This window comes from Streptosporangium subroseum (assembly GCF_900188345.1).
Classification (GTDB): domain Bacteria; phylum Actinomycetota; class Actinomycetes; order Streptosporangiales; family Streptosporangiaceae; genus Streptosporangium; species Streptosporangium subroseum.
In genome coordinates, this window is record NZ_FZOD01000003.1 from 1 (window position 1) to 23,552 (window position 23,552).

21 protein-coding genes, 1 tRNA gene and 1 pseudogene are annotated in these 23,552 nt (G+C 68.9%); 11 read left to right on the forward strand and 12 right to left on the reverse strand.

The window, feature by feature from the left end; translation table 11 throughout:
• Positions 1-155 precede the first annotated feature (155 nt).
• Together CHC08_RS03705 and CHC08_RS03710 are read left to right on the forward strand one after the other, a co-directional pair.
• Entirely contained in the window at positions 156-917 is a 762-nt protein-coding gene (locus CHC08_RS03705; protein WP_089205736.1) for an ABC transporter permease, read from the forward strand.
• A 66-nt stretch (positions 918-983) separates the two neighbouring features.
• Positions 984-2,183 carry a cytochrome P450 gene (locus CHC08_RS03710; RefSeq protein WP_179281868.1) on the forward strand — a complete coding sequence of 400 codons (1,200 nt, stop codon included), beginning with the start codon at positions 984-986 and terminating at the stop codon, positions 2,181-2,183.
• Positions 2,184-2,208: 25 nt separating this feature from the next.
• Here the strand turns inward: CHC08_RS03710 and CHC08_RS03715 are convergent, their stop codons facing one another.
• From CHC08_RS03715 to CHC08_RS03725, 3 genes are read right to left on the reverse strand one after another with little or no spacing between them, the layout of a single operon-like run.
• Entirely contained in the window at positions 2,209-3,333 is a 1,125-nt protein-coding gene (locus tag CHC08_RS03715) for a PucR family transcriptional regulator (RefSeq protein WP_089205738.1), read from the reverse strand.
• Positions 3,333-4,133, reverse strand: coding sequence for an ABC transporter permease subunit (locus CHC08_RS03720; RefSeq protein ID WP_089205739.1), 801 nt, complete (start codon positions 4,131-4,133; stop codon positions 3,333-3,335). The genes CHC08_RS03715 and CHC08_RS03720 overlap by 1 nt, the downstream gene beginning before the upstream one ends.
• The gene (locus CHC08_RS03725; protein WP_089205740.1) at positions 4,102-5,022 is read right to left on the reverse strand and encodes an ABC transporter ATP-binding protein; all 921 of its coding nucleotides are present in this window, start codon (positions 5,020-5,022) and stop codon (positions 4,102-4,104) included. The genes CHC08_RS03720 and CHC08_RS03725 overlap by 32 nt, the downstream gene beginning before the upstream one ends.
• 155 nt (positions 5,023-5,177) lie before the next feature.
• Between CHC08_RS03725 and CHC08_RS03730 the strand changes: the two genes are divergently transcribed.
• The gene (locus CHC08_RS03730) at positions 5,178-6,011 is read left to right on the forward strand and encodes a patatin-like phospholipase family protein (protein WP_089205741.1); all 834 of its coding nucleotides are present in this window, start codon (positions 5,178-5,180) and stop codon (positions 6,009-6,011) included.
• A 43-nt stretch (positions 6,012-6,054) separates the two neighbouring features.
• On the forward strand, positions 6,055-7,089 hold the full coding sequence (locus CHC08_RS03735; protein WP_089205742.1) for a 1-acyl-sn-glycerol-3-phosphate acyltransferase: 1,035 nt from the start codon (positions 6,055-6,057) through the stop codon (positions 7,087-7,089).
• Positions 7,090-7,232: 143 nt separating this feature from the next.
• On the opposite strand, the gene CHC08_RS03740 is transcribed toward CHC08_RS03735, so the two are convergent.
• The gene (locus tag CHC08_RS03740) at positions 7,233-7,436 is read right to left on the reverse strand and encodes an SHOCT domain-containing protein (protein WP_089205743.1); all 204 of its coding nucleotides are present in this window, start codon (positions 7,434-7,436) and stop codon (positions 7,233-7,235) included.
• A gap of 17 nt (positions 7,437-7,453) precedes the next feature.
• Positions 7,454-8,977: a cobyric acid synthase gene (locus CHC08_RS03745; RefSeq protein ID WP_089205744.1), complete on the reverse strand. Its 1,524-nt coding sequence runs from the start codon at positions 8,975-8,977 to the stop codon at positions 7,454-7,456.
• A 391-nt stretch (positions 8,978-9,368) separates the two neighbouring features.
• Between CHC08_RS03745 and CHC08_RS03750 the strand changes: the two genes are divergently transcribed.
• Positions 9,369-9,986 carry a mycothiol-dependent nitroreductase Rv2466c family protein gene (locus tag CHC08_RS03750; RefSeq protein ID WP_089205745.1) on the forward strand — a complete coding sequence of 206 codons (618 nt, stop codon included), beginning with the start codon at positions 9,369-9,371 and terminating at the stop codon, positions 9,984-9,986.
• Between the two features lie 164 nt (positions 9,987-10,150).
• Here CHC08_RS03750 and CHC08_RS03755 read toward each other — a convergent pair whose 3' ends face one another.
• Positions 10,151-10,822: a DUF998 domain-containing protein gene (locus CHC08_RS03755; RefSeq protein WP_089205746.1), complete on the reverse strand. Its 672-nt coding sequence runs from the start codon at positions 10,820-10,822 to the stop codon at positions 10,151-10,153.
• Between the two features lie 370 nt (positions 10,823-11,192).
• Here CHC08_RS03755 and CHC08_RS03760 point away from each other — a divergent pair, with 370 nt between their 5' ends.
• Positions 11,193-11,525, forward strand: coding sequence for a YciI family protein (locus tag CHC08_RS03760; RefSeq protein ID WP_089205747.1), 333 nt, complete (start codon positions 11,193-11,195; stop codon positions 11,523-11,525).
• Positions 11,526-11,760: 235 nt separating this feature from the next.
• On the forward strand, positions 11,761-13,920 hold the full coding sequence (locus CHC08_RS03765; RefSeq protein ID WP_245878101.1) for an RNA polymerase sigma factor: 2,160 nt from the start codon (positions 11,761-11,763) through the stop codon (positions 13,918-13,920).
• 152 nt (positions 13,921-14,072) lie between these two features.
• On the opposite strand, the gene CHC08_RS03775 is transcribed toward CHC08_RS03765, so the two are convergent.
• The 5 genes from CHC08_RS03775 to CHC08_RS03795 all read right to left on the reverse strand — a co-directional run bounded on the left by CHC08_RS03775 (position 14,073) and on the right by CHC08_RS03795 (position 18,918).
• Positions 14,073-15,077 (reverse strand): cobalamin biosynthesis protein, encoded by a 1,005-nt coding sequence (locus CHC08_RS03775; protein WP_275937148.1) that lies wholly within the window; start codon positions 15,075-15,077, stop codon positions 14,073-14,075.
• A 19-nt stretch (positions 15,078-15,096) separates the two neighbouring features.
• The gene (locus tag CHC08_RS03780; RefSeq protein ID WP_089205749.1) at positions 15,097-15,897 is read right to left on the reverse strand and encodes a phosphotransferase enzyme family protein; all 801 of its coding nucleotides are present in this window, start codon (positions 15,895-15,897) and stop codon (positions 15,097-15,099) included.
• 309 nt (positions 15,898-16,206) lie between these two features.
• Positions 16,207-17,028 carry an ABC transporter permease gene (locus CHC08_RS03785; RefSeq protein ID WP_089205750.1) on the reverse strand — a complete coding sequence of 274 codons (822 nt, stop codon included), beginning with the start codon at positions 17,026-17,028 and terminating at the stop codon, positions 16,207-16,209.
• A complete protein-coding gene (locus CHC08_RS03790) occupies positions 17,025-17,975 on the reverse strand; it encodes an ATP-binding cassette domain-containing protein (RefSeq protein ID WP_089205751.1) in 951 nt (316 codons plus the stop codon). The genes CHC08_RS03785 and CHC08_RS03790 overlap by 4 nt, the downstream gene beginning before the upstream one ends.
• Before the next feature lie 301 nt (positions 17,976-18,276).
• Positions 18,277-18,918 (reverse strand): PadR family transcriptional regulator, encoded by a 642-nt coding sequence (locus tag CHC08_RS03795; protein WP_089205752.1) that lies wholly within the window; start codon positions 18,916-18,918, stop codon positions 18,277-18,279.
• Positions 18,919-19,142: 224 nt separating this feature from the next.
• On the opposite strand from CHC08_RS03795, the gene CHC08_RS03800 reads away from it, so the two are divergent.
• Together CHC08_RS03800 and CHC08_RS50530 are read left to right on the forward strand one after the other, a co-directional pair.
• Positions 19,143-19,216: transfer RNA gene (locus tag CHC08_RS03800), tRNA-Arg, on the forward strand.
• 660 nt (positions 19,217-19,876) lie between these two features.
• A complete protein-coding gene (locus CHC08_RS50530; RefSeq protein WP_218825111.1) occupies positions 19,877-20,257 on the forward strand; it encodes a hypothetical protein in 381 nt (126 codons plus the stop codon).
• Here CHC08_RS50530 and CHC08_RS52740 read toward each other — a convergent pair.
• Positions 20,254-21,410 (reverse strand): annotated as a pseudogene (locus tag CHC08_RS52740) (IS630 family transposase). The gene CHC08_RS50530 and the pseudogene CHC08_RS52740 sit on opposite strands and share 4 nt — an antisense overlap.
• Positions 21,411-21,670: 260 nt before the next feature.
• Here CHC08_RS52740 and CHC08_RS03820 point away from each other — a divergent pair.
• Positions 21,671-22,558, forward strand: a complete 888-nt coding sequence (locus CHC08_RS03820) for a hypothetical protein (protein WP_143653102.1) — start codon at positions 21,671-21,673, stop codon at positions 22,556-22,558.
• A 531-nt stretch (positions 22,559-23,089) separates the two neighbouring features.
• Positions 23,090-23,551, forward strand: a complete 462-nt coding sequence (locus CHC08_RS03825; RefSeq protein WP_089205755.1) for a hypothetical protein — start codon at positions 23,090-23,092, stop codon at positions 23,549-23,551.
• The last annotated feature ends 1 nt before the right edge of the window (position 23,552 follow it).

Below are 23,552 nucleotides of genomic sequence, written 5' to 3' on the forward strand. Positions count from 1 at the left end.
GCCGAGCTCAAGCAGCTGCTCCCGCCCGCCAAGGTCGAATACATCGAAAAGCAGCCGACCCTCGAAGACGTCTTCCTCACCCTCGTCGGCGCCGATGGCACGGACGGCGACGCCGGCAAACACCTCATCTCAGCACAGACAAGTCAGGAATAACGATGAGCAAGCATTTCTTCGGCGACACCACCGTCCTGCTGGGACGATCCCTGCGCCACATCAGCCGCAGCCCGGACACCATCATCACGACCGCGATCATGCCGATCGCCATGATGCTGATGTTCGTCTACGTGTTCGGCGGCGCGATCAAAACAGGGTCGGATTCGTATGTGAACTACATGCTGCCCGGCATCCTGCTGATCACGGTCGCCTCGGGCATCGCCTACACGGCGTTCCGGCTCTTCACCGACATGACGAGCGGCATCTTCGAGCGCTTCCAGTCCATGCCGACCGCGCGGTCGTCGGTGTTGTGGGCGCACGTGCTGACCTCGCTGATCGCCAATCTGATCTCGCTCGTGGTCGTCGTGCTCGTCGCCCTGCTGATGGGCTTCCGCTCGTCGGCGCCGGTGCAGGCGTGGCTCGCGGTCGCCGGCATCCTGATCCTGTTCACCCTGGCGCTGACGTGGATCGCCGTCATCCCCGGTCTTACGGCCAAGTCCGTGGAAGGCGCGAGCGCGTTCTCCTACCCGCTCATCTTCCTGCCGTTTCTCAGCTCGGCCTTCGTGCCCACCGACACCATGCCCGGCCCGGTGCGCGCCTTCGCCGAATACCAGCCGGTGACCTCCATCGTCAACGCCATCCGCGACCTGTTCACCCAGCAGTCGGTCAGCACCGACATCTGGATCGCCCTGGCCTGGTGTGTCGGCATCCTCATCGTCGCCTACGCCTTCGCCATGAACACCTACCGCCGCAAGATCTCCTAGGCCGCATTGATCGAGTCCGTCCAGTCACCGCAACAAATCGCAGCAGGGCCGATGAGAGGAATGACCATGGAACACACCTTCACCACACTGCCGACCGCGCGTCAGTCCGGCTGTCCCTTCGACCCGCCCAAGGAACTGCTCGACGCCCGCGAGCATGGCCCGATCAGCCGCTTCCCCTTCCCCGACGGACACGAGGGCTGGATGGTCACCGGTTACGACCTGGTCAGGTCGGTCCTGGCCGACCCGCGCTTCAGCTCACGCAAGGAGCTCATGCGCCACCACCCGCTGATGGACCTCAGCGGCTTCGAGATGCCCCCGGCGCCGCCCGGGGAGTTCCTGCTCATGGACGAGCCGCAGCACAGCCGCTACCGCAAACCGCTGGTGGGCAAGTTCACCGTACGGCGGATGCGGCTGCTCACCGAGCGCGTCGAGCAGGTCACCGCCGAGCACCTGGACGCCATGGAGAAGGCCGGTCCGTCGGCGGACCTGGTGACCGCGTTCGCCAAGCCCATCCCCTCCATCATCATCTGTGAGCTGCTGGGCGTGCCGTACGCGGACCGGGGCTCCTTCCAGGAGAACATCGACAAGTTCCTCGGCGGCGAGGTCGGCGACGAGGAACTGATCGCGGCCTACACCGCGACCCAGCAGTACCTCGCCGAGCTGGTGGCCGCCAAGCGTGCCAACCCCACCGACGACCTGCTCAGCGACCTGCTCGACAGCGACCTGACCGACGAGGAGCTGAAGGGGATGAGCCTGATCCTGCTGTCGGCCGGGTTCGACACCACCGCGAACATGCTGGCCCTGGGCACCTTCGCGCTGCTGCAGAACCCCGAGCAGCTGGCCGCGCTGCGCGCCGATCCCACGCTCACCGACAAGGCCGTCGAGGAACTGCTGCGGTATCTGAGCGTCGCCAAGCAGTTCATGAGGACGGCGCTGGAGGACGTCGAGCTGGGCGGCCAGACCATCAAGGCCGGTTCGATGGTCTTCCTCTCGTACCACACCGCCAACCGCGACCCCGAACGCTTCACCGACCCCCACACCCTCGACATCCAGCGCCAGGACGGCGGGCACCTGGCCTTCGGCCACGGTATCCACCAGTGCCTGGGCCAGCAGCTGGCCCGCGTCGAGCTGCGCGTCGCCTTCCCCGCGCTGCTCAACCGCTTCCCCACGCTGCGCCTGGCCGTACCCGCTGAAGAGGTGGCCCTGCGCCCGGAGGCCGCCGACATCTACGGGGTCAAGAGCCTCCCGGTCACCTGGGACGCCTGACCGCATCCCGGCCAACCGCGGGCCGTCAGGCCAGCGGGTGAGCCGGCCAGTCCAGCAGGCGGGCGCCCAGCACCGCCGTCTCCAGGGTGAACCGCTGGGTGGGATCGTCGGGTGAGAACCCGGTGAGACGGCGGATCCGCTCCAACCGGTAGGTCACCGCCCGGGTGCTCACACCGAGCTTGCGCGCGGCGGCGGCCTGGTTCCCCTGGGAGGCGAAGACGGCCTCCAGCGTGTCAAGCAGTGGCCCGGGTCCGCCCCTCGCCTCCAGCAGCGAGCGGAGCACGGTCGTCACCAGATCCTCGATGGCCGCCCGGTCGCGCAGGAGCACCGGAAACACCAGCAGGTCGGCGGCCTTGAGTACGGGTGCCCGCAGACCCAGCCGGTCACCGAACTCGATGGCGTTGGCGCCCTCCCTGTAGGAGGTGACCACCCCGCCGGGGCCTCGATGCGGCCGGCCGAGCCCGACCCGCCAGCCGGGCGAGAACATCTGCCTCACGTGGTGGGTGAACTCCCCGGTCGCGACGGCGAGACTGCCCGGTGCGACGCAGACGAGCATCCCGTCGCGGACGGCGATGAGCACGTTGTGCGAGCCGAACCGGGCGACCATCGCCTCCTCGATCCGCCGGGCCAGCGCACCGTCGCCCTCCGCCTGCCGGTCGTGCGCCGGACCGGTCGTCACCGGACCGGTCGTCACCGGGCCGGTCGTCACCGGACCGGTCGTCACCGGGCCGGTCGTCATCGGACCGGTCGTCATCGGACCGGCCGGGCGGGCGACCGCGACCACGTAGGTCTCGGCCAGCCGGAGGCCGAAGTGCTCGGCCCGTTCGGCGAGTCTGTCGGCCCTGCCCTGGAGCAGGTCGTTCACGAACTCCCTGCGCGCCTCCCCCTCGTGGCGCAGAGCCGACCTCTGGGCGTTCTCGTAGCCCTCCATCAGGGCGGAGACCGTACGCCTGAGGGCCGGGAGCGGAGCCGTACGCAGGGACTCGGCCATGACCAGGGCGGCCTCGACCAGGGCACGCACGGACAGACCCTGCTCGGCGGCTCGTGCGCCGGCGGCGCGGCAGTCGTCAAGCTCGGTCCGATCCGGCAGCCTGCCGGTGGCGGCCGCCTCCCGTAACGTCCGGAGGTGACCGCCGAGGAGCTCGTCCATCAGACTCCTACGTCACGCCGATCGAAGGCGAGCATCGCGGTCAGCAGCAGCACGATCGTCGCGCCTGCCAGAACAAGGTAGCCCCCGGTGGGAAACCCCTGATAGATGGGCCTGCCGTCCAGGTAGTAGTGGAACGGTGAGAGCCAGCGCAGCCAGGAGATGGCCGCCACGTCACGGCCGAGGGTCTCCACCACGTAACCTCCCACCGCCCAAGCCCCGGCGACCCCCATGGACAGGCTCTTGCGCCCCGTGGCCGCGCTCACGGTCACGGTCACGGTGCCGAAGAACAGCACCAGGAGAAAGAGCCCGGTATGCGCGGCGACGATGTTGACGAAGGGAACGCCCATGTCGAGAGCCGAGGCCATCCCGGCAACGAGCACGAAGGTGATGAGCGCGATGCCGAGCAGGCTCAGGGCCAGCGCGGCGAACCGCTCCAGAAGCAGTCTTCTCCGGTCGATCGGCAGCGTGAGGGTGAGCTCCAGCGTCCCTCTCTCCTCCGGCTGGGCGATCACCTGGCTGCCGAGGGTGACCGCGCACATGGTGAACAACAGCGGACCGAACATCTGGTAGGCCACGGCCTGGAGATACCCGGCACCGCTGGTGAAGTTGTCCAGTCCTCCCATCAGATCCTTCAACGGCCCCGGAAACTTGGCCAGCGCGGCCGGACCGTAGGTGTCCGGATCCGCCACGATGGAGGAGTAGACCGACAGGTAGACCAGCATGAAGACGCCGATGCCGAGCGTCCAGCCGATCAGCCCCCTGCGGTAGTCACGCAGACTCTTCGACACCAGCGCGGGCATGACGCGCCTCCTCATCGCTGTAGTAGGTCAGGAAGATCTCTTCGAGGTCGGGCTCGGCGCTGACCATGTGCACCACGGTGAACCGCGCCGCGGCCTTGATCAGCGCGTCCGGGCGGCCGTCGATGGTGCAGCTCACCGCGGCCCCCTCCACGCGCAGGTCCCGCACACCGGCCAGGTTCTCGAACGCCTCACGGGGCACGGGTGCGTCGAAGTGGAACTCCACCCGGCGCACCGCCTTCTCCCGCAGCGCGGAGATATCCTCCACCGCGACCAGCCTGCCGGCGCGGACGATGCCGACCCGGTCGGAGACGTGCTCGACCTCGGCCAGCACGTGGGAGGACATCAGCACGGTCCGGCCCGAGGCGCGGACCTCACGGACCATCGTCAGGAACTCCTGCTGCACCAGCGGGTCCAGGCCACCGGTCGGCTCGTCCAGGATCAGGAGCTCCGGCTCGTGCATGAACGCCTGGATCAGCCCGACCTTCTGCCTGTTGCCCTTGGAAAGCTTGCCCATCGGAGCCGACAGGTCGGCTTCCAGTCGCTCGGCCAGCCCCTCGATCCGGGTCCTGGGCACGCCGCCGCGCACCGCGCCCAGGAAGGCGAGGTAGTCCCTCGCCCTCTCCCTGCCCTCCAGGAACAGCTCTCCGGGCAGATAACCGATCCGGCTCCGCACGCTCGCGTCACGAGGGTCTGTCCCGAGCACGGTCACCCGGCCACTGGTAGGCCGGATGACGTCCAGGAGCAGCCGGATCGTGGTCGTCTTTCCCGAACCGTTCGGGCCGAGATACCCGAACACCTCTCCCGGATGGATCACGAGGTTGAGATCCTCGAGTCCCCGGCGCTTACCGTAGAACTTGGTAAGTCCCTCGGTCTCCACTACCGCTGTCATACCTCTGATCGTGCCCGCTGCCCCTTTGCCGGACCATGACCGAACCCCGACAGTTGAACGCCCCTTCGTTGCCAGAACCCGGAACCCATCGGCCTCCCGCGGAGCGGGCCTCCCACTTTGAAGCCGGGGTCCCCGATGCGGTCTATGGTGATCCCATGAGCGTGGACACGGCCTTCGTACTGGGCGGCGGGGGCGTCCTCGGCGCCCATGAGGTGGGCATGTTGCAGGCGCTGGACGAGGCGGGCATCAAGCCCGACCTGATCGTCGGCACGTCCGTGGGCGCGCTGAACGGCGTCATGCTCGCGGCCGCCCCGGGCGACGCCGTCGCACGCCTGACCTCACTGTGGAAGTCCGACGTGGTCCGTACGGCTTTCGCCGGTTCGTGGGTGACCCGCCTGTCCACCCTCGCCAAAACCGGCACCCATCTCCATTCCGCCGGCCCGTTGCGCGGCCTGCTGGCCGAGATGCTCCCGGTCGCCCGGATCGAGGATCTCTCCGTGCCGTTCCAGTGCGTGGCGGCCTCCGTCGAGCGCGCCGCCGCACACTGGTTCACCAAGGGTCCGCTGGTCGACGCGGTCCTCGCCTCCTGCGCCGTCCCCGGGCTGCTTCCCCCGGTCCGCATCGGCGACGACCACTTCCTCGACGGCGGCCTGGTCCACAGCATCCCGGTCGGCCGCGCCGTCGCCCTCGGCGCGCGCCGCGTCTACGTGCTGCACGTCGGCCGGATCGAACGTCCCCTGGTCGTGCCGCGGAAGCCGTGGGAGGTCGGTCTGATCGCCTTCGAGATCGCCCGCCGCCACCGCTTCACCGAGGAGATGGCCACGCTTCCCGCCGATATCGAGGTCCACGTCATGCCCGCGGGAAGCATCTCCCGCCCCGGAGTGGATCTCTCCCAGCTGCGCTATCGCGATTCATCGCATATATCTGGATATATAGAACGCGCTTATCAGGCCTCGTCCCACTACCTGACCCAGCAGTCGTCCGCCTGATATCCGTCCATCCCGAGCCGTGCCGTACAGGCAGGAGTCACTTGTGCTCCCTCCTCGTTTCATCCGCCGACTGGTCCTCGCTCCCCTGGTGCTCGTGCTCACCGTGGTGGCGGTGATCACCCTGCCCATCTGGCTGGTGGTGGTGACCGCGGCCTCGCTGCGCCTGCCGGTCCCGCAGCGGCGCGGCACCCGGCTGGTCTGGTTCGCGCTGGCGTGGCTGACCCTGGAGTCGATGGCGCTGGTCGCCTCCCTGGGACTCTGGGTGGCCGCCGGGCTGGGCGGACGGCTCAACAAGGACGAATACCAGGAACGGCACTACGACCTGATCCAGTGGTTCCTGTCCAAGGTGTACACCGTGGCCGTACGGATCTTCCACCTGAGCGTCGAGATCGACGAGCCGACCCCGACCTCCGACGAGATCTCCCGCCGCCTCACCCGCCCCGTCATCGTCCTGTCCCGCCACGCGGGCCCCGGCGACTCGTTCCTGCTCATCTATCACCTTCTCGCCCGGTACGGCCGGCGCCCGAGAATCGTGATGAAGGCGGCGCTGCAGTTCGACCCCTCACTGGACGTGGTGATCAACCGGCTTCCCAACGCCTTCGTCCCCCGCAAGACCGCCGAGAGCGGCATCATCGCCGAGATCAGCCGCCTGTCCTCCGACATGGACGCCGACGACGCCCTGGTGATCTTTCCCGAGGGGGGCAACTTCACGCCCAAGCGCCGCTGGCGGGCCATCCTGCGGCTTCAGCAGAAGGGCCTGACCGAGGAGGCCGCCCGGGCCCGCAAGATGCACTACCTCCTCCCTCCCCATCCGGGCGGCGCCATCGCCGCCATCGACGCCTGCCCGGCCGCGGACGTGGTCTTCGTCGCCCACACCGGCCTCGACGACCTGATCACCCTTGGAGACGTCTGGCGCAGGCTCCCGGTGCGCGCCGAGATCAAGGCCAAGTGGTGGCGTGTGCAGGCCGCCGACGTCCCCCGCGACCGCGAGGCCCAGACCCGCTGGCTCTTCGACCAGTGGGAGGAGATCGACGCCTGGATCGCCGAGAACCGCCCCGCTCCGGCCGCCAGGACCTGAGGACGAGAGTGCCGCGGGCCTCCTTCGTCAATCTCGACGAGGACTAGCCGGCTTGGTCGGGCGGGGACGGGCCGGGCGTGCCGGGGTGATGCTCGGGGCGGATGAGACAGGATCCGGCCCGGCGAGCCAGGAGTAATCGGCGCCTACCAGTCCTGGGAGAGGCCCGACATGCGGCGGAGGTATTCGTCCTCGTCGATCTCGCCGGCCGCGTAGCGGCGTTTGAGGATCTCCCGGGGTTCTTCGAGAGTGGGTTTGCCCGCCCTCGAACCGCGGCCCAGCAGAGCGACACCGATGACCACCGCGGCGATCACAGCCATGATGAAGAAGATCAACACGATCCGGCCCATCGTTCACCTCCTACGTTCTATTGTGCGAGAAATCTATTGTGCGAGAAATCCGGGGCTTCGCGCAGTGCCCCGCCGGGTGGCAACAGCGGCAGCCCCTGCGGGGCGCCTCCCTCAAGGAGCCTGAGCAGGGCGTCGGTGTCCACGTTCCGCTCGATCAGGTCGCCCAGGGCGTCCAGCCGCTCCTCGCGCATCGCGGCGAAGGAGACGTCGGGGGCGGGGGTGAAGTCGCGGCCGGAGACGGCCGCCACGTCGGCGAGGAACGCCCGGCGGAAGTCGTCGTTCTCCAGGGCGCCGTGCCAGGTCGTGCCCCAGACCGACCCGACGCGGCAGCCGTCCAGGAAGGGCTCGCCGCCCTCGGCCGTCACGACGCCGTGGTGGATCTCGTAGGCCTCGACGCGGCAGCCGTAAGCGGCGCCGACCGGACGGCCCAGCGTCTTCTCCGCCGCGAACTCCACCGTCGCGGGCAGCAGCCCGAGCCCCTCGACCCGGCCCGCCCCCGACTCGACGTCGTCGTGGATGGTTCCGGCGAGCATCTGGTACCCCCCGCAGATGCCCAGTACGGCCCGGCCGGGCAGGGCGTCGGCCAGACCGGTGGCACGGAGCCACGCCAGGTCGGAGACCGTGGCCCGGGAGCCGGGCAGGACCACCAGGTCCGCGTCCTCAAGCTCGGCGGGAGAGGTCACGAAGCGGACCGTCACGCCGGGCTCGGAGGCCAGCGCGTCCACGTCGGTGAAGTTGGAGATGCGCGGCAGCCTGACCACCGCGACCCGCAGGACCTGCCTGCCGTACGGCGTGCGTGTGCCGATCGCGGGCCGGTTGTCCAGGGCGAGGGAGTCCTCGACGTCCAGCCAGAGGCCGTCCAGCCAGGGCAGCACGCCGTACACCTCGCGGCCGGTCAGCTCCCTGATCATGTCGAGGCCGGGTTCGAGGAGCTCTGGCGCCCCCCGGAACTTGTTGACCACAAAACCGGCGATCAGGGCCTGGTCCGCGGGCTCCAGCAGCGCCACCGTCCCGTACAGCGCGGCGAAGACCCCGCCCCTGTCGATGTCGCCGACCACGATGACCGGCAGGTTCGCGGCGCGGGCCAGGCCCATGTTGGCGATGTCGCCCCTGCGCAGGTTGATCTCCGCCGGGCTGCCCGCGCCCTCACAGATCACCACGTCGTACGAGCTTCGCAACCGCTCCAGCGCGTCCACCGCGACCTGGCGGAGCCGTTCCTTGACCTGCCAGTACTCCATGGCGTCGACCTCGGTCAGCGGCTTGCCCATGACCACGACCTGGCTGCGCCGGTCGCTGCCCGGCTTGAGCAGGATCGGGTTCATGTCCGCGCTGGGCTCCAGGCCGCACGCGGCGGCCTGCATCGCCTGGGCACGGCCGATCTCGGCGCCGTCGGCGGTGACGAAGGAGTTGAGTGACATGTTCTGCGCCTTGTACGGCGCGACCTTCACGCCCTGCCGGGCCAGCCAGCGGCAGATCCCGGCGGTGACGACGCTCTTACCCGCGTCGGAGGTGGTCCCGGCGACCAGCAGCGCCCCCCTCACGCTCTCACCGGGCACGACGCGACGAGCGGTCCGCCCGCGTGCGTAAGCACTTCGGCACGGGCAGACGTCTCGGCTCGGGCAGGCACTCCGGCGTGGGCGAACGCTCCGGCACCGGCCACAACCGGCCATGTGACACCGGAGCCGGTCGGAACCACGGGTAGCTCTCGGGGGGAATCGACCATCATGGTGACCAGCATGACGCGCCGCATGCCGTACCGCTCACCGGGACCACCCCCGGCGGTGCCGGGAGCGAACGTGAGACCCGGCCATATCGGTCCAATCATTTCGACCCTCATTGGAACTTACAGCCGGCCAATCCACCGCCGGACAATGGTTCTGAGCGCCCTCTGGTGTGGCCTTGAACAGCGGATTCTCGTGAGGAGAGACTGATATGACGATCGCCCACATGTGGTTTGACCCCAAATGCCCCTGGGCCTGGATCACCTCCCGTTGGCTGCTCGAAGTGGAGCAGGTCCGCGACATGCGGGTGCGCTTCCACGTGCTGAGCCTGTCGGTGCTCAACGAGGGCCGCGAAGGGCTGGAGGACTGGTACCGGCAGTGGCTGGACACCGGCTGGGGCCCGGCGCGGGTCGCGATCGCGGCCGAGCAGAAGTACGGCAACGAGGTGCTCCGCGATCTCTACACCGCGCTGGGCACCCGGATCCACCACCGGAAGACGCCGATCGACCGTGATCTGTACCTCGCCGCGCTGGCCGAGGCCGGCCTTTCGCCGGAGCTGGCCGACGCGGCCGAGACCACCGACTATGACGAGGCGCTCCTGGCCGGCAACCAGGCGGGCCTGGCCCCGATCGGCGAGGATCTCGGCACGCCGGCGATCCACGTCCCCGGACCTGACGGCGAGCTCGTCGCCTTCTTCGGGCCGGTGGTGACACCGATCCCGCGCGGCGAGGCGGCCGGCAGGCTCTGGGACGGCGTGCTGCTGGTCGCCGGCACCGACGGGTTCTACGAGCTGAAGCGCAGCCGCACCCGCCGGCCGATCTTCGACTGAAGATCAGACCGGCCGACGCCGTCGGCCGGTCTGATCTTCACCGGCGGCGGCCCTGCCCGGAGTGGATGGCTCCGGTCATGGCCGATCTTGGCGTGACGTCCGGGGACCGCACCTCAACGGGCCGGGGCCCCCGCGCGCGAGGGACCCGGCCCGTAAGGGTGTCTCTAGCGGAACGCGGCCCGTTTGTCCGCCGCCACCACGGCGACCCACGCCATGGCGGTGATCGCGCCGACGCACAGGGTCAGGGACCCGGCGTACCCGCCCGACATCGCCCAGCCGTCGCCGAGGGCGAAGATCAGGCCGCTGAGCCGCGAGGCCACGGCGAAGCCTGGGCGGCCGGTGCGGGAGAAGTGGCGGCCCAGGATGAAGCAGGCGACGATGAGCGCGGTGAACGCGATGGACCCGGCGACCATGTGCATGAGGCCGTGCCAGCTCATCGCGGTCGGCTGGCCCGCAGGAGTGCCGACGGGGAAGCCGTCGCCCGGATCCATGACAAAAAACGCGGCGGCGGCCATCGCGACGCCGTTGACCAGGATCAACCGAGGCGCCCACGTGCCACCGGGTGTGCCGCGCATGACGCGGCGCAGACCGATCGCCCCGGCGACCGTCAGAGCGCCGCTGATCAGGAAGTTGGCCATCTGGAGCCAGCCGAGATCGCCGGTGCTCAGCATGCTCAGGGGGTGACGGATCAGGTCGAAGCCCTCACGGGTGAAGGCCTGTGCCAGCGACACGACCGCGAAGAGGGGCGCGGAGATGACGGAGCCGGCGAGCAGGACCCGCGTCGCGGGCGTGGCGGAGCCGACGGTGGTGACGATGCCGGGCTGAAGGGTGGTCATGGTTGTTTCCTTTCCGGGGCGACGGGATCCGTCGCCAGGTTGTGGTGCGACGAGGGTCGCCGGGTTCTGGGGCTACGAGGGTCGCCGGGTTCTGGGGCGACGAAGGCTCGCCGCCGGATGGGGTCCGCCGGGTTCGTCCGGCCTCGCTGACGCGTCGAACGAGGAGGGACCGACTCGACACCGCCACGCCATCACGTCCCTGAGCTGCGGATACGCGACCCGATGCGCATTCCCTGTCACATCGCATTCCCTGTCACATCAGGTTGCCGCCCTGGTCAGGCGACGCGTGTCGATGTCCGCCGGGTCCGTTCGACGCGTAGCCGGAGACCGGCGAGGATCGGTCATCCGACCACCGTGAGGAGACACTGAAATGCGATTCCTGATGACCACCAAAGGCGGCGACCTGGCACCCCCGACCGAGGCGGTCATGGCCGAGATGGATGCCTTCGTCGAGGAGATGACCCGGGCGGGCGTGCTGCTGGCGACCGGCGGCCTGGACCCGGCCGGCACCCATGTCTCGGCCTCCGGCGGCAAGCTCACCATCACCGACGGGCCGTTCACCGAGGCGAAGGAGGCGATCGTCAGCTTCGCGCTCATCGAGGCGCGCTCGAAGGAGGAGGCCGTCGAACTGTCCCGGCGTTTCTGGAAGATCATCGGCGACGGCGAGGGCGACATCCAGCAGGTCTTCGGCCCGGAGAACTGATCGGACGCTCGCGCACCCAACCGGGCGCCCTGATCCAACGGTCCTTCGGCCCGAAGCACCGACTGAGCGCTCGCACGTCCGGCCGGGCAAGTGCCCTGATCCAACAGGCCTTCGACCCGAAGAGCCGAGTGAGCGCTCGCGCACCCAACCGGGCGCCCTGATCCAACAGGTCTTCGGCCCGAACAGTCGATCGGGCGCTTGCACACCCGGCCGGACGGATGCTCTGATCGAGCACGTGACATCCCAGGACGCCCACCGCGCGGTCGACGCGGTCTGGAAGATGGAGTCGGCGAGGATCATCGCCGGGCTCGTCCGGATGGTGGGCGACGTGGGGCTGGCCGAGGAGCTCGCGCAGGACGCGCTGCTCTCCGCCCTCCAGCAGTGGCCGGAGTCGGGCGTGCCGGACAACCCGGGCGCCTGGCTCATGGCCGTCGCCAAGCGTCGCGCCATCGACCACCTGCGGCGTGGCGAACGGCTCGACCGCAGGCACGAACAGCTCGCCCACGAGATCGCCACCCGGCAGGACACCTCCGAGGCCGACCTCGACGAGGCCCTCGACGACGAGGTGGGCGACGACGTCCTGCGCCTGATGTTCGTCTCCTGCCACCCGGCTCTCCCCGCGGAGTCCCGGGTGGCTCTGACGTTGCGGTTGCTCGGCGGCCTGCGCACCGAGGAGATCGCGCGCGCGTTCCTCGTCTCCGAGCCGACCGTCGCGCAGCGCGTCGTCCGGGCCAAACGCACTCTCGCCGCTCTCCGGATCCCCTTCGAGATCCCGGTGGGGCCGGACCGGGCGGCGCGTCTGTCGTCGGTTCTCGAGGTCATCTACCTGGTGTTCAATGAGGGGTACGCGGCGACCGCCGGCGACGGCTGGATGCGCCAGGACCTCTGCCACGAGGCGCTGCGCCTGGGCCGCCTGCTGGCCGGACTCGCGCCCGGCGAGGCCGAGGTGCACGGCCTGGTCGCGCTGATGGAGATCCAGGCGTCGCGGTCGGCCGCCCGGACGACGCCCTCGGGGCAGCCCGTCGCGCTGCACGAGCAGAACCGCGGACGCTGGGACCAGCTCCTCATTCACCGAGGCTTCGCGGCCCTGCTGCGCGCCAGGCAGTGCGGCGGACCCCTCGGCCCCTACGTGCTGCAGGCCGCCATCGCCGTGTGTCACGCGCGGGCCCGTACGGCGCAGGAGACCGACTGGACGCAGATCGCCGCCCTCTACGAGTCCCTCGCCAAGGTGCTGCCCACGCCCGTCGTGCAGCTCAACCGCGCGGTCGCGCTGGCCATGGCGTACGGACCCGAGGCGGGACTGGCGCTCGCCGACACCCTGGTCACCGAACCGTCGCTCAAGGACTATCACCGCCTGCCCAGCGTGCGCGGTGACCTTCTGGTCAGGCTCGGTCGCCACGAGGAGGCCCGGCGGGAGTTCGAACGCGCCGCCGCCCTCACCCTCAACGGGCCCGAACGCACGATCCTCCTGGAACGCGCCGCGGCCTGCGCCGAGGCGGCTCCGCCGGGGACGGCCCCCACCCTGGCCGAGGCCGCGAGCGCCTTCCTCTCCCGTGACGATCTGGACGCCGCGACCGTCCGCTCCTACGGCCAGACCATGAGCCGGCTGCGCCGTGCTCTCGGCGACGGCACCCCGCTGCCGGACGTGAGCGCCGCGCAGGTCGCCGACGTCTTCACCGCGGCGTGGGGCGGCGCCGCCTCCGCGACCTGGAACCGGCACCGCGCCGCCGTACGCTCCTTCTCCGTCTGGGCCTCCACCCAGGGCCTGCTGACCGGCGACTCCGCCCGTGATCCGGCAGGCGACCCAGCCCATGATCCAACCCGTGCCCCGGCCCATGCCCCAACCCGCGATCTAACCCGAGACCCGGCCTGTGGCCCAACCCGCGACCCGGCCTGTGACCTGACCCGCGACCTGACCCGTGATCTGGCCGCCGGGCTCGGTCGTCGGCCCGAACCTCGGGGACGCACCCGCCCCATCGATCGGCCGCACATTGAGGCGCTGTGGCAGCGTCCGGACCTCGCCCTGCGCGAACGAACCCTGTGGCTGCTGCTCCACGAGAGCGCGGCCGGTGTCGGCGCGGCGCTCGCGCTCAACGTCGAGGACCTCGACCTGGCCGGGATGCGCGGAAGGGTGGCCGCGGGAACGGGAAGGGAGTCCTCCGGGTCCCGCTGGGTCCGGTGGCGGGCCGGCACCGCCGAGCTCATCCCCCACCTCGTTGCGGGCCGCGGCCGGGGTCCCCTGTTCCTGTCCGACCGCAGGCCCGGCCCCGGCCGGCCCCCCGCCCCCGGCGACCTGTGCCCCGAGACCGGCCGCCGCAGACTCTCCTACGAACGGGCCGAGTATCTGTTCAAGCAGGCCACCGGCTACACCCTCGACCAACTTCGGACCAGGTAGGGACCCGCGCCATGCCCTTGGGTTCCAGGGATCGTTGCAACACCTGATCCATTCAGGTGTTGCAACGTTCGAGATCGGCGGGCCAACGCCTCGGCCGAGACAGGTCGGCCACGCTCGGTTCGGCCCCGGTGCCGTCGATCCGGTCCCGGTAACTACCGGCGGGTGCCCCGGAGTACGGCGAGAACGGCCAGCCCTGCGGCGGCGAAGCCCACCGCCCGTGCGAGCCGTACGGACCTGCGGATGTCCTGGACCTCCGGCTTGGGCCCCCTGCCCATCTCCGGCCGGTGCTCCACGCGGTCGCCGTAGACGTTGGCGCCGCCGAGCGTGACGTCCAGCGCCCCCGCGAAGGCCGCCTCGCACCGGCCCGCGTTCGGGCTCGGGTGGCGGTGACCGTCCCTGCGCAGTACGGCCGCCGCCTCGCTGACCGAGCCCCCGGCCAGGGGGGCGGCGAGGGCCGTGAGCAGTCCGGTGATCCGGGCCGGAACGAAGTTGGCCACGTCGTCGAGCCGGGCCGCGGCCCAGCCGAAGTGCTCGTAGCGCGCGTTGTGGTGGCCGACCATCGCGTCCAGCGTGTTGATCGCCCGGTAGGCGAGCAGCCCGGGCACGCCGGCCACCGCGCCCCAGAACAGCGGCGCCACCACGGCGTCGGAGGTGTTCTCCGCGATCGACTCGACGGTGGCCCTGGCCAGCTCCGGCGCCTCAAGCCGGGACGGGTCGCGCCCGCACAGGTGGGACAGCCTCCCGCGTGCCCCCTCCAGATCGCCGTCCTCCAGGAACTCCGCCATGGCCACGCCCTCGCGGCCCAGCGTCGTGCCGCCGAGGACCGACCAGGTCGTCACGGCGCTCAGCACGCCTCGCACCACCGGATTTCCCCTTCGGGTCACGGCGTATCCGAGCAGCGCCACCGGGCCGACGCACAGGCCCACGTAGAGCACTCCCCTGCTCCGGGCGTCGCCGTACACCCGCTTCTCCAGCGCGGCCGCGGCCGTCCCGAACAGCGCCACCGGATGCCCTCGCCGGGGGTCGGCGAACGCGGCGTCGATCGCGACCCCGGCGAGCATTCCCAGCGCCTCGGCCCACCTCGCCTCACGCCGCCCGGACGTCGACCGTCCGGACTTCGGCCCCCGCCGTCCGCTCCGTCCGGATGAGCCGGACAATCCAGATGACCCTGACCGGCTAGATGAGATGCTCATGGAGCTCATCCTGGTGGGTCTCGAGCCAGGCGCTGGCCCGGCGGATGCGCGTGCCCGCTCCCCCGGCCCACATGCGGGCCCAGCCACCGCCGATGGTGAGGGCGTTGTTGCGCATGGCGTGGTAGGAGCGGTCGAAACGGAGCCGGGCGAGATCCAGGAGGTGGCGGCGGTCACGAGGTGTGAGACCGTACGCGTCGCAGAACAGGCGCAGTCGCGGGCCGATGTCCAGGCGGCGCTGGAGCGGCTCCAGGTCGAGGGGGTCGGCGATCGGCGCCCAGTGGCGCAGGGTGGTCACGATGTCGAACAGTCGGGTCGTCGGCCGGGCCATGTCGAAGTCGATCAGCGCGGCGGGGAGCCCGTCGCGGAAGATCACATTGTCGAGGTTGACGTCGCAGTGGCCGATCAGCTCCGGAGACGCGTCGTCGTTGGACCCGGCCTCCCAGACGGCGTCCGGCGGCGGGACGAAGCTCGCCGAGGCGTCGTGGAAGCTCCGCATCAGGCGGGCCAGCGCGGCCAGGGATTCGTCGGTGAGCGCGTAGGCGGGCAGCGGCCTGAGCGCGGAGTCGCCCTCGACGTAGGTCAGGATCTCCCTGTCCCGCTCGTCCAGGCCCACCACGCGAGGCGCTCCGTCGAACCCCGCCGCCTCGAGGTGCCGCAGCAACGCGTGCACGGAGTGTGTGGAGGCCCTGACGGGTCTGCGGACGGTGTCGCCGACCCGCACCACCCCGTCGGTGACATCACCGCCCACCAGGGGGATCTCTTCCTGGAGTGTGACGACGAACATGGCACACGAGCCTAGACCGGTCCACCCACCGCACAGAACGGTTTCGGGTGGACCAGCCCGTACTCGAAGGGAACTCTCAGAGAGGGCTCTAGCGGGACCGAGTGGCGAAATCCCCGGTGGGAGCACTCAGCGGGACCCCCCGGTGACCCCCTGGCCGGCTCTCAGGGAGCCGGCCGAGCTCTCTCAGAGAACACCGGCCGTACTCACTGAGAGGGAGCGTCAGCCGGACTCTTTCCGAGGGAACGCCGGCAGAGCTCTCGGAGGGAGCACCGGCAGAGCTCTCTCAGAGGGAGCACCGGCAGAGCTCTCTCAGAGGGAGCGCTGGTAGGAACCGAAGGCCCTCGTGCCCAGATATCCCAGGACGAGCGCGACCGCCGCCAGCCCTCCGAGATTCGCCCAGACCGTGCCCCAGTCGGGCGAGGCCGTCAGGGACTCCCGGGCGGCGACGACAGCCCAGTTCACCGGGTTGTACGAGGAGGCCGTCTGGATCCACTCCGGGGCGGCCTCCTGAGCCATGATCGCGGTGGACAGGAACATCAGCGGCAGCGTCAGGAACTGGGACAGGCCGATCAGCGCCTCGTTGGTGCGCAGCAGCAGCGCGAGGGCGTTGGACATCGAGCAGAACCCCGCCGTCAGGAGCATCGCGGCCAGCAGGCTGGTCGCGATGCCCGGCAGTCCTCCCGGGTAGGTCGCCCCGGACAGCCGGCCCACCACGAACACGATGATCCCCTGGACCAGCAGGGAGAGCATGTTGTAGGAGAGCGAGCCGATGATGATCGCGCCCCGCCGTACCGGGGTGACCAGCACCCGGTCCATGATTCCCCGGTCCATCATCTCGATGAACCCGGTACCGCTCCACGCCCCGATGAAGAGCGCGTTCATGGCGACCACCCCGGGGACGAGGAAGTCGATGTAGTTGACGCCGCCGAAACCGGGCAGCTCGACGATCCGCTTGAACAGCTGCCCGAACAGCAGCAGCCAGACCATCGGCTGGACCAGCATGACCGCCACATACAGCGGCTGCCGCCACAGGGCCCTGATCGACTGGAGGGTGAAGTAGGCGGAATGCGCGAGGAGCGAGCCTCTGTTCCTCCCCGTACTCACGTCCGCGGGAATCGTGATGGTCGTCATGCCGCCACCTCCTCGAAGGTCCGTCCGGTGTGACGCAGGTAGACGTCGTCCAGGGAGGGGCGGGCGACGGTGATCGCCCCCACCTTCACCCCGGCCGCGTCCAGGGCGGCCAGCACGGCCGGTACGGCCGCCGCGCCGTCGTCGACCCTGGCCCGGAGCACCCGCCCGGCCGTGGTGATCTCCCTGGCGCCGTGCACCCGGCGCAGGGCCTCCTCGGCCTGCGGGATCCCCTGGGAGTCGACGAGCTCGGCGACGATCGCGTCACCGCGCAACTGGCTCTTGAGCTCGTCCGGACTGCCGGTGGTCACGACCTTTCCCCTGTCCACGATGGCCAGGGCTCCGGCGAGCTTGTCGGCCTCCTCCAGGTAGTGCGTGGTGAGGAGGATGGTCAGCCCCTCCTCCGCGGCGAGCCTGGCGATCTCCGTCCACATCGCGGCCCTGGCCTCCGGGTCCAGGCCGGTGGTCGGCTCGTCGAGGAAGAGCACCCGGGGGCGGTGGATGAGGCCCATGGCGACGTCGAGTTTGCGCTGCATGCCGCCGGAGTAGGTGCGAGCCTGCCGGTCGGCCGCCTCGGCGAGGTCGAACCTGGCCATGAGCTCGCCCGCACGGAGCCTGAGCTGCCGCCTGGACATCCCGTACAGGGCTCCGTGCAGGAGGAGGTTCTCCCGCCCGGTGGCCTGGGGGTCCACGCTGATCTTCTGGGTGACGCAGCCGATGGCCGCACGCACCTGGTCCGGATTTTTCCGCACATCGATGCCCGCGACCCTGGCGTTCCCGCCATCGGGCCGGGACAGGGTCGTCAGGATCTTGACCGCGGTCGACTTACCCGCGCCGTTGGGGCCGAGCAGCCCGAAGACCGTGCCGGTCGGCACGCCGAAGCTGAGCTCGTCCAGCGCACGGACCTTCCCGTACGCCTTGACCAGGCGGTCTGCCTGGATGGATTCCATTTCGTTTCCTCCACAGAGTTACGTGTGCGGAGGCATGACCTGGCGGCGTCACGGCGCTCGGCCGCGCACGCATCAGGAGCGGGCCGACGCGGAGCGGACCACGGTCGGCGAGTGGCGCCGTGGGGCGCAGCCGTACGAGAGCATGCGGCTTTCTCACCGAAGGTGCGTCGTTCTCCGCGGGCACGAACCCTTATCGTGGAACTGCCTTGTAGCAAGGCAGTTCACAATAAGGGTCGCCTCCACGCGAGACCTTCCGGTCCCCGGCACGGTGTTCCAGCACCCGCCGGGGACCACTTGCGTGTCAGGGGGTGGGCGCCTCCAGGTCGTCGAAGCCGGCCGGCAGACCGGCGGCGGACCGTTCATGCCAGAGCCGCCAGAGGTCGAGCCCGTCGAACGTGCCGGCGCGCAGCTCGTCGATCAGGCCGTCCACCCAGGCGAGCTCGGAACGGCGGAGCATGTCGGTGTACTCCCACTCGATGAGCATCAACCGCGGCAGATCCTGCTTGACGGCGAGCTCCCGGAGCGCGGCGTCCGCGTGCAGGCGCTGCTCCAGCTTGAGCCTGCGCTCCTCCAGGAGCCGGATCACCTCGTCGGGCGGGAGAACGGGGAGCAGTGACAGACCCGCTTCGAAGCCGGTGTAGTCCTTGGCGGGAGTGCTGATCAGCTCGCTGAGCCAGTCGAACAGCTCCAGCTTGCCCGGCTCCGTGATCGCGTAGATCGTGCGCTCGGGCCTGTTGCCCTCGCGAACGGTCTCCACCGCCTTGATCAGCCCGCGCTTCTCCAGGCTCTCGACCACCGAGTAGAGCGAGCCGTAGTTGAGACGGATGCTCTCCTCCTTGCGCCGGGTGCGCATGGAGGAGGCCATCTCGTACGGGTGCATCGGGCGCTCGAACAGGAGGGCCATCACGGCGAGGGCGAGGGGGTTGCTCCGCCTACGGGTCATGGCACATCCTCCGATTCGAATACTCGACTTCGAGTATTAGCCAACTCGCGATACATCGCAAGTATTTTTCCAAATGGACTCCGGCGGAAGGGGCCGCCTGTCGGATTGGAGGTCCTCGCCGACCCCGTCGGGCGGCTGGTGATCGACATCACAGGGTGATCCTCGCGACACAGGAGGAAAACCGATGCGTGGATGCTCCCAGGATCATGCACAATTAGGCGGGGGCACCCTTAGCTCAGCTGGATAGAGCATCGGACTTCTAATCCGACGGTCGCAGGTTCGAATCCTGCAGGGTGCACAGCGCGTGAGCAGCCAAGAGGGCCCGTGACCAGCAGCGATGCCGGTAGCGGGCCCTCTTGCTGTGTCCGGTGATGTACGGCTGACACTGGTGGATTACGGTTGATCCTTCCCAATGCCTTCCCACGGAGCACGCCGGCGTGCGTTGCTCCGCCGCGGACGGGATCGGCGCAACTCACAGATCACCGCCTCGATCCGCGCCAGCGTCTGCATCCACCCGATGAAAGCGATTGGTCGGCGTATTCAGCCCACCCTCCCGATAACGGTGCATCCAGGGATGCGCCGTCTGCCGCGCCGACCTCTACCAGCTAGTGCTCTGACCGCATACGTTCACCGGATTGGGCGACCGTCAGGTGGTGGGGCCATGCTCGTGGGTAGGGCGTCCGCTTATGCTCAGCTCGTGCAGCCGCCTTCCAACAGCAGCGATCCGTTGACCTTGGCGTTCCCAGCCGATCTTGCAGGCGATGCCGAGGCAGTTCTGGCAGTCATGCCCGCTTCCCGCCTCCGGCCGCTTGAGCCGTTTTCGGTCGTTGTAGAGGGCCAACAGGTGGCCATTCCTGGGCGTCTCTACAACGACGAGCCGCCGACAGAAGCGGTAGCGTCGCTCTCGTCGCGTCAACGTCAACTTCTGCACTGCTTGTACTCAAGGCACTGCGACGGGATGGTTAGGCAACGCCACCTGGCGAAGGTCGTGGGCTCCGCGGACCCGTGGGTCGTCCCGTTCGTCGTGCAGTTGGTCGGCGAGTACGTCTTGGAAATCCTGGTCATCATCCGCGATGAGCTTCGTGATCTCGCCACGCCGGGCAGCCGAAGCCACCTCGCTTACGGGCAGTTCATCGTAGACAACCCGGCCTTCTTCGCACGCACTCAGCGACGGGTCGTGAGCTACTGGAGCTGCTACTACCGTTCCGCCTATTCGAGTTTCCGTGGCTACCCGGGATGCAGTCTTCTTGATCTTCTAAGGTCCGCAGCCTCGGACAGAGCAGGGCACCCCTGGCCCAACCTCGCTCCTGCTGGAACCAGACTGGACGGCTACTGCTAGGGCTGGTCGGGCAAGGTTCGCCAGGTGGACCAGACTGCGGCAGCGAGAGGCCGTCCGCCCCATCGGATGCTTTTCTCGCTACGGATCCGGGCGCGCTCATGGCGTTGAGATGCGAGGACGTCGGGGTGCCGGGCGTTCTTGTTGCGCCAGCGGAGGTATAGGCGTGCAGGGCCCAGGTCTGGACGGTGTGGTTGCGATGGTTGGAGTTGGCGACGGTGAACTGCCGCAACGGCCCGAAGTGGGCCTCGATCGGATTCGCCCAGGATGCGTAGGTCGGCGTGAAGCACAGCTCGACCCGGTGCTTCTTCGCCCAGCGGCGGATCTTCTCGCCCTTGTGGGCGGAAAGGTTGTCCAGGATCACGTAGATCGGGGTACCGTCGGGGCGGGCGGCCCGGATCGACTTCAGCGCGGCCAAGGTGTTCGCAGTGCCCTTCTTGCGGCGGTTGACGCCCCAGAGGGTGTCGTCGCCGACCGAATAGCAGCCGTGGAAGTACCGGACACCGTGGGTGCGATGGTACGTGGCCGGGTGCCGCTCGGGGTGGCCGGCAGCGGCCCAGCCCGCCCCTTCAATGGGGCGGATACCGAGCGGGCCGAACTCGTCGAAGGCGAAGACCCGATCCGGGAAGCGGTCCAGGACCTCCTCGATCCGATCCAGCTTGGCGTCGCGATCCGGATCTGGAGACTCCTTCTAGGTCTTGGTGCGCTGAAAGGTGACGCCGCGGCGGGCGAGCAGGCGGCGTAACGTCTCGCGGCCGATGCGGATGCCCCGGCCGTGGACTTTGCGCAAGTAGGCGAGCAACTTGCGGATGGACCAGCGGGTGAAGGGCTGGCCGAGCTTGGTCGGGCGGGTGGTGGCCGTCGCGACGACGAAGTCCTCGTCGTCAGGACTGAGCAGGCGGGGACGGCCTCCCGCCCACTGAGGGTCCAGGCAGGCCAGGCCGATCTCGTTGAACCGGTGGATCACATCGCGGACGGTGTCCTCGTCGGCCTGCACCAGCTGGGCGATCACCGGGACACGGTTCCCGCCGGCCGAGGCCAGGAGCATCATCGCGCGCCGGTAGCGCACCGAGCTGGTGCTGCCCCGGCGCACGATCTGCTTCAGCTTCTGCCCTTCCCGGTCGGTCAGTCTGCGCACAAGGACAGGCTCGGCCACCGCACCTCCAGCGGTCGGAACGGGCGTCACCGCACATCCAACCGCTCCGACCACCAACCCGGCGCACCTTCCCGGTCAGAGCTAGCGGCATCGGTCACCCCTGCACCGGACAACACCTCGATCACCCGCGCGACAGAGGAAACCCCTCATCCCTCAAATACCAGGGCGGCCTCACCCCACATACTCAAGGCGCCTCGCCCTTGATCGTCTTTCTCGGTGAACCAGCAAAACAGGTGACACATCCCAAATAAGGTGCGCCAGTGCACCCTTTCCGCGTCGCCCTCGTCATGCTCGCTGTCGTGGTTCTCGCCGGATGCGCCCACAGGGAAGACCGGATCGCACGGCTGGATCATGTCGTCGGCGCTTCCTGCCCGAGAGGTCCCGAACCGAACCTGTCCCTGTCGCGCCAGACGCTTCCCGATGATTTCGTGCCGGTCCAGGTCATCCGCTGCCGCTGGGAGTACCGCTACCTGCCCGGCAAAGGCCGCTGGGAGGTCGTGGTCGAGGAGCACGCCGACGGTCCGGCCGGCGAGCTGATGACCGAGCTGCGCCGCCCGTCCGAGAGATCAATGTTTGGCGTGAACTGCCTAGACATCCTGATCGTGGCGGACTACTTCGTCGTGGTGGACTCCTCGGGCAGGGTGGTGCTGCCAGACCTGCCGACCGGCGTGTGCGGGGGACCGTTCTCTTCCGCCCTCGATGTCCTTCGCGGTCTGCCGTACCAGGTCGACGAACAGATACCCGTGCGGAGAGTCGAGAGCGACAAGGCCTTCCGGACCGGCTGCGGCGACGAGTACCCCGACCTTCTCTCCCGGGGGCGGCCAGGGGCGACCACACAGACCTGGAATCCCCCGCCGAAGGGCCTACGGGTATGCATCTTCCGTACCGACGGAAAGACCTCGGACACGGACGAAGGAAAGTTTGAGTCCGTGCGCATCCTCAAAGGCAGCAGCCTGCGCACCCTGCTCACCGCTCTGGACACCGCACCGGCCAGCGACTGCCCCAGCGACCACACCCGGTTCGCGGTACTGAACCCCGGCCACTACAAGCAGGCATACGTCGAGCTTGACGGCTGCCGTAACCTCCTGCGTCCCGATGGAACCCTCGGCCGCCTCACCCCTGATGCCGTAGCACTCCTGACCGATTGATCTAACCCACCAGACGCTTGGCGATCAGGTATCGAATGCAGGGCCGGAAGACCGTTCCGTTGCATTGCCGAATTGTTCTCATAGGTATCAAGGGGCGGCGGCGCTGCGCCTGCGGCGCACGCCGGGCATGCGGCCTGGGGGCCGGTCCCGGCGCGCGAGCAGGACTCCGGGCCGTCGCCGCACGCTCATCGCGCCGTACCCACGCCATCCGCCGGCCTTCGGTCACGCCGCCACCCATATGCAGCACGACGATCGCCACGGGGTGGTCGAGCTCTGCTGTGGCTGGGGGCGATCGGAGATCCAGGGTTCGTTCCTCACCCTGGCTCATCGGACAACGTGGCTGATCAGCCAGGTACCGATGATCACGGGATAAACCACGGATGTAGGAGACGGAGAACGAGTCAGGCCGACATGACTATGCGCGGTAATGATCTTAGTGGGATAGTCCTGCATGAAACGTAATCGGTGGATTCGTTTCTACTGGCGGGCGTCCCTTCTTGGATGGTCTGCGAACGGGTAGGAGGTTGCAAGGTGAGAAGCATCCGGCTGCTGTTCGCGCTCACCCTTGTGATCAGCCCAGTGGGGTTAGTGGCCGGCTGTGGGACATGCGGGGAGGATGTCGAGGTGCAGCGCGTGGCGCCATCGCCTGAAGGTGCATCCCCAGTTGAGGTCGTCCGCGCGTATTTCCAGGCCCTCGCCGCTCATGACAAGGAAACCGGCCAGTTGATGTGGGATCACCGTAGCCCGCAGTACGAGGCCGAGTTTGGAGGGGTGGCCAGCCCCTTCGCCAACTGGACCAGCCTCACCGACGTGAAGATCGGCCAGCCCGAGCCGGAGACCTGCGGTGACGTCGAACGCTGTGTGCGGGTGAAGGTTAACTACACCTTCGAGCAGTGCGAGTTCTACACCGGTGATGATGGCGCCTATGGCGAGAGGTTTTTCTTAGATCGGATCGATGGCCGCTGGCTGATCAACGGACACGGCCAAGGTTGAG

What these genes read in the sequence shown, in the direction of transcription:
- CHC08_RS03760 (WP_089205747.1), top strand. Translation starts at nt 11,193, where the DNA reads ATGCGATTCCTGATGACCACCAAAGGCGGCGACCTGGCACCCCCGACC.
- CHC08_RS03785 (WP_089205750.1), bottom strand. Translation starts at nt 17,028, where the DNA reads ATGACGACCATCACGATTCCCGCGGACGTGAGTACGGGGAGGAACAGA.
- CHC08_RS03795 (WP_089205752.1), bottom strand. Translation starts at nt 18,918, where the DNA reads ATGACCCGTAGGCGGAGCAACCCCCTCGCCCTCGCCGTGATGGCCCTC.
- CHC08_RS03780 (WP_089205749.1), bottom strand. Translation starts at nt 15,897, where the DNA reads ATGTTCGTCGTCACACTCCAGGAAGAGATCCCCCTGGTGGGCGGTGAT.
- CHC08_RS03720 (WP_089205739.1), bottom strand. Translation starts at nt 4,133, where the DNA reads ATGCCCGCGCTGGTGTCGAAGAGTCTGCGTGACTACCGCAGGGGGCTG.
- CHC08_RS03750 (WP_089205745.1), top strand. Translation starts at nt 9,369, where the DNA reads ATGACGATCGCCCACATGTGGTTTGACCCCAAATGCCCCTGGGCCTGG.
- CHC08_RS03755 (WP_089205746.1), bottom strand. Translation starts at nt 10,822, where the DNA reads ATGACCACCCTTCAGCCCGGCATCGTCACCACCGTCGGCTCCGCCACG.
- CHC08_RS03705 (WP_089205736.1), top strand. Translation starts at nt 156, where the DNA reads ATGAGCAAGCATTTCTTCGGCGACACCACCGTCCTGCTGGGACGATCC.
- CHC08_RS03725 (WP_089205740.1), bottom strand. Translation starts at nt 5,022, where the DNA reads ATGACAGCGGTAGTGGAGACCGAGGGACTTACCAAGTTCTACGGTAAG.
- CHC08_RS03740 (WP_089205743.1), bottom strand. Translation starts at nt 7,436, where the DNA reads ATGGGCCGGATCGTGTTGATCTTCTTCATCATGGCTGTGATCGCCGCG.
- CHC08_RS50530 (WP_218825111.1), top strand. Translation starts at nt 19,877, where the DNA reads ATGGTTAGGCAACGCCACCTGGCGAAGGTCGTGGGCTCCGCGGACCCG.
- CHC08_RS03715 (WP_089205738.1), bottom strand. Translation starts at nt 3,333, where the DNA reads ATGGACGAGCTCCTCGGCGGTCACCTCCGGACGTTACGGGAGGCGGCC.
- CHC08_RS03730 (WP_089205741.1), top strand. Translation starts at nt 5,178, where the DNA reads ATGAGCGTGGACACGGCCTTCGTACTGGGCGGCGGGGGCGTCCTCGGC.
- CHC08_RS03710 (WP_179281868.1), top strand. Translation starts at nt 984, where the DNA reads ATGGAACACACCTTCACCACACTGCCGACCGCGCGTCAGTCCGGCTGT.
- CHC08_RS03790 (WP_089205751.1), bottom strand. Translation starts at nt 17,975, where the DNA reads ATGGAATCCATCCAGGCAGACCGCCTGGTCAAGGCGTACGGGAAGGTC.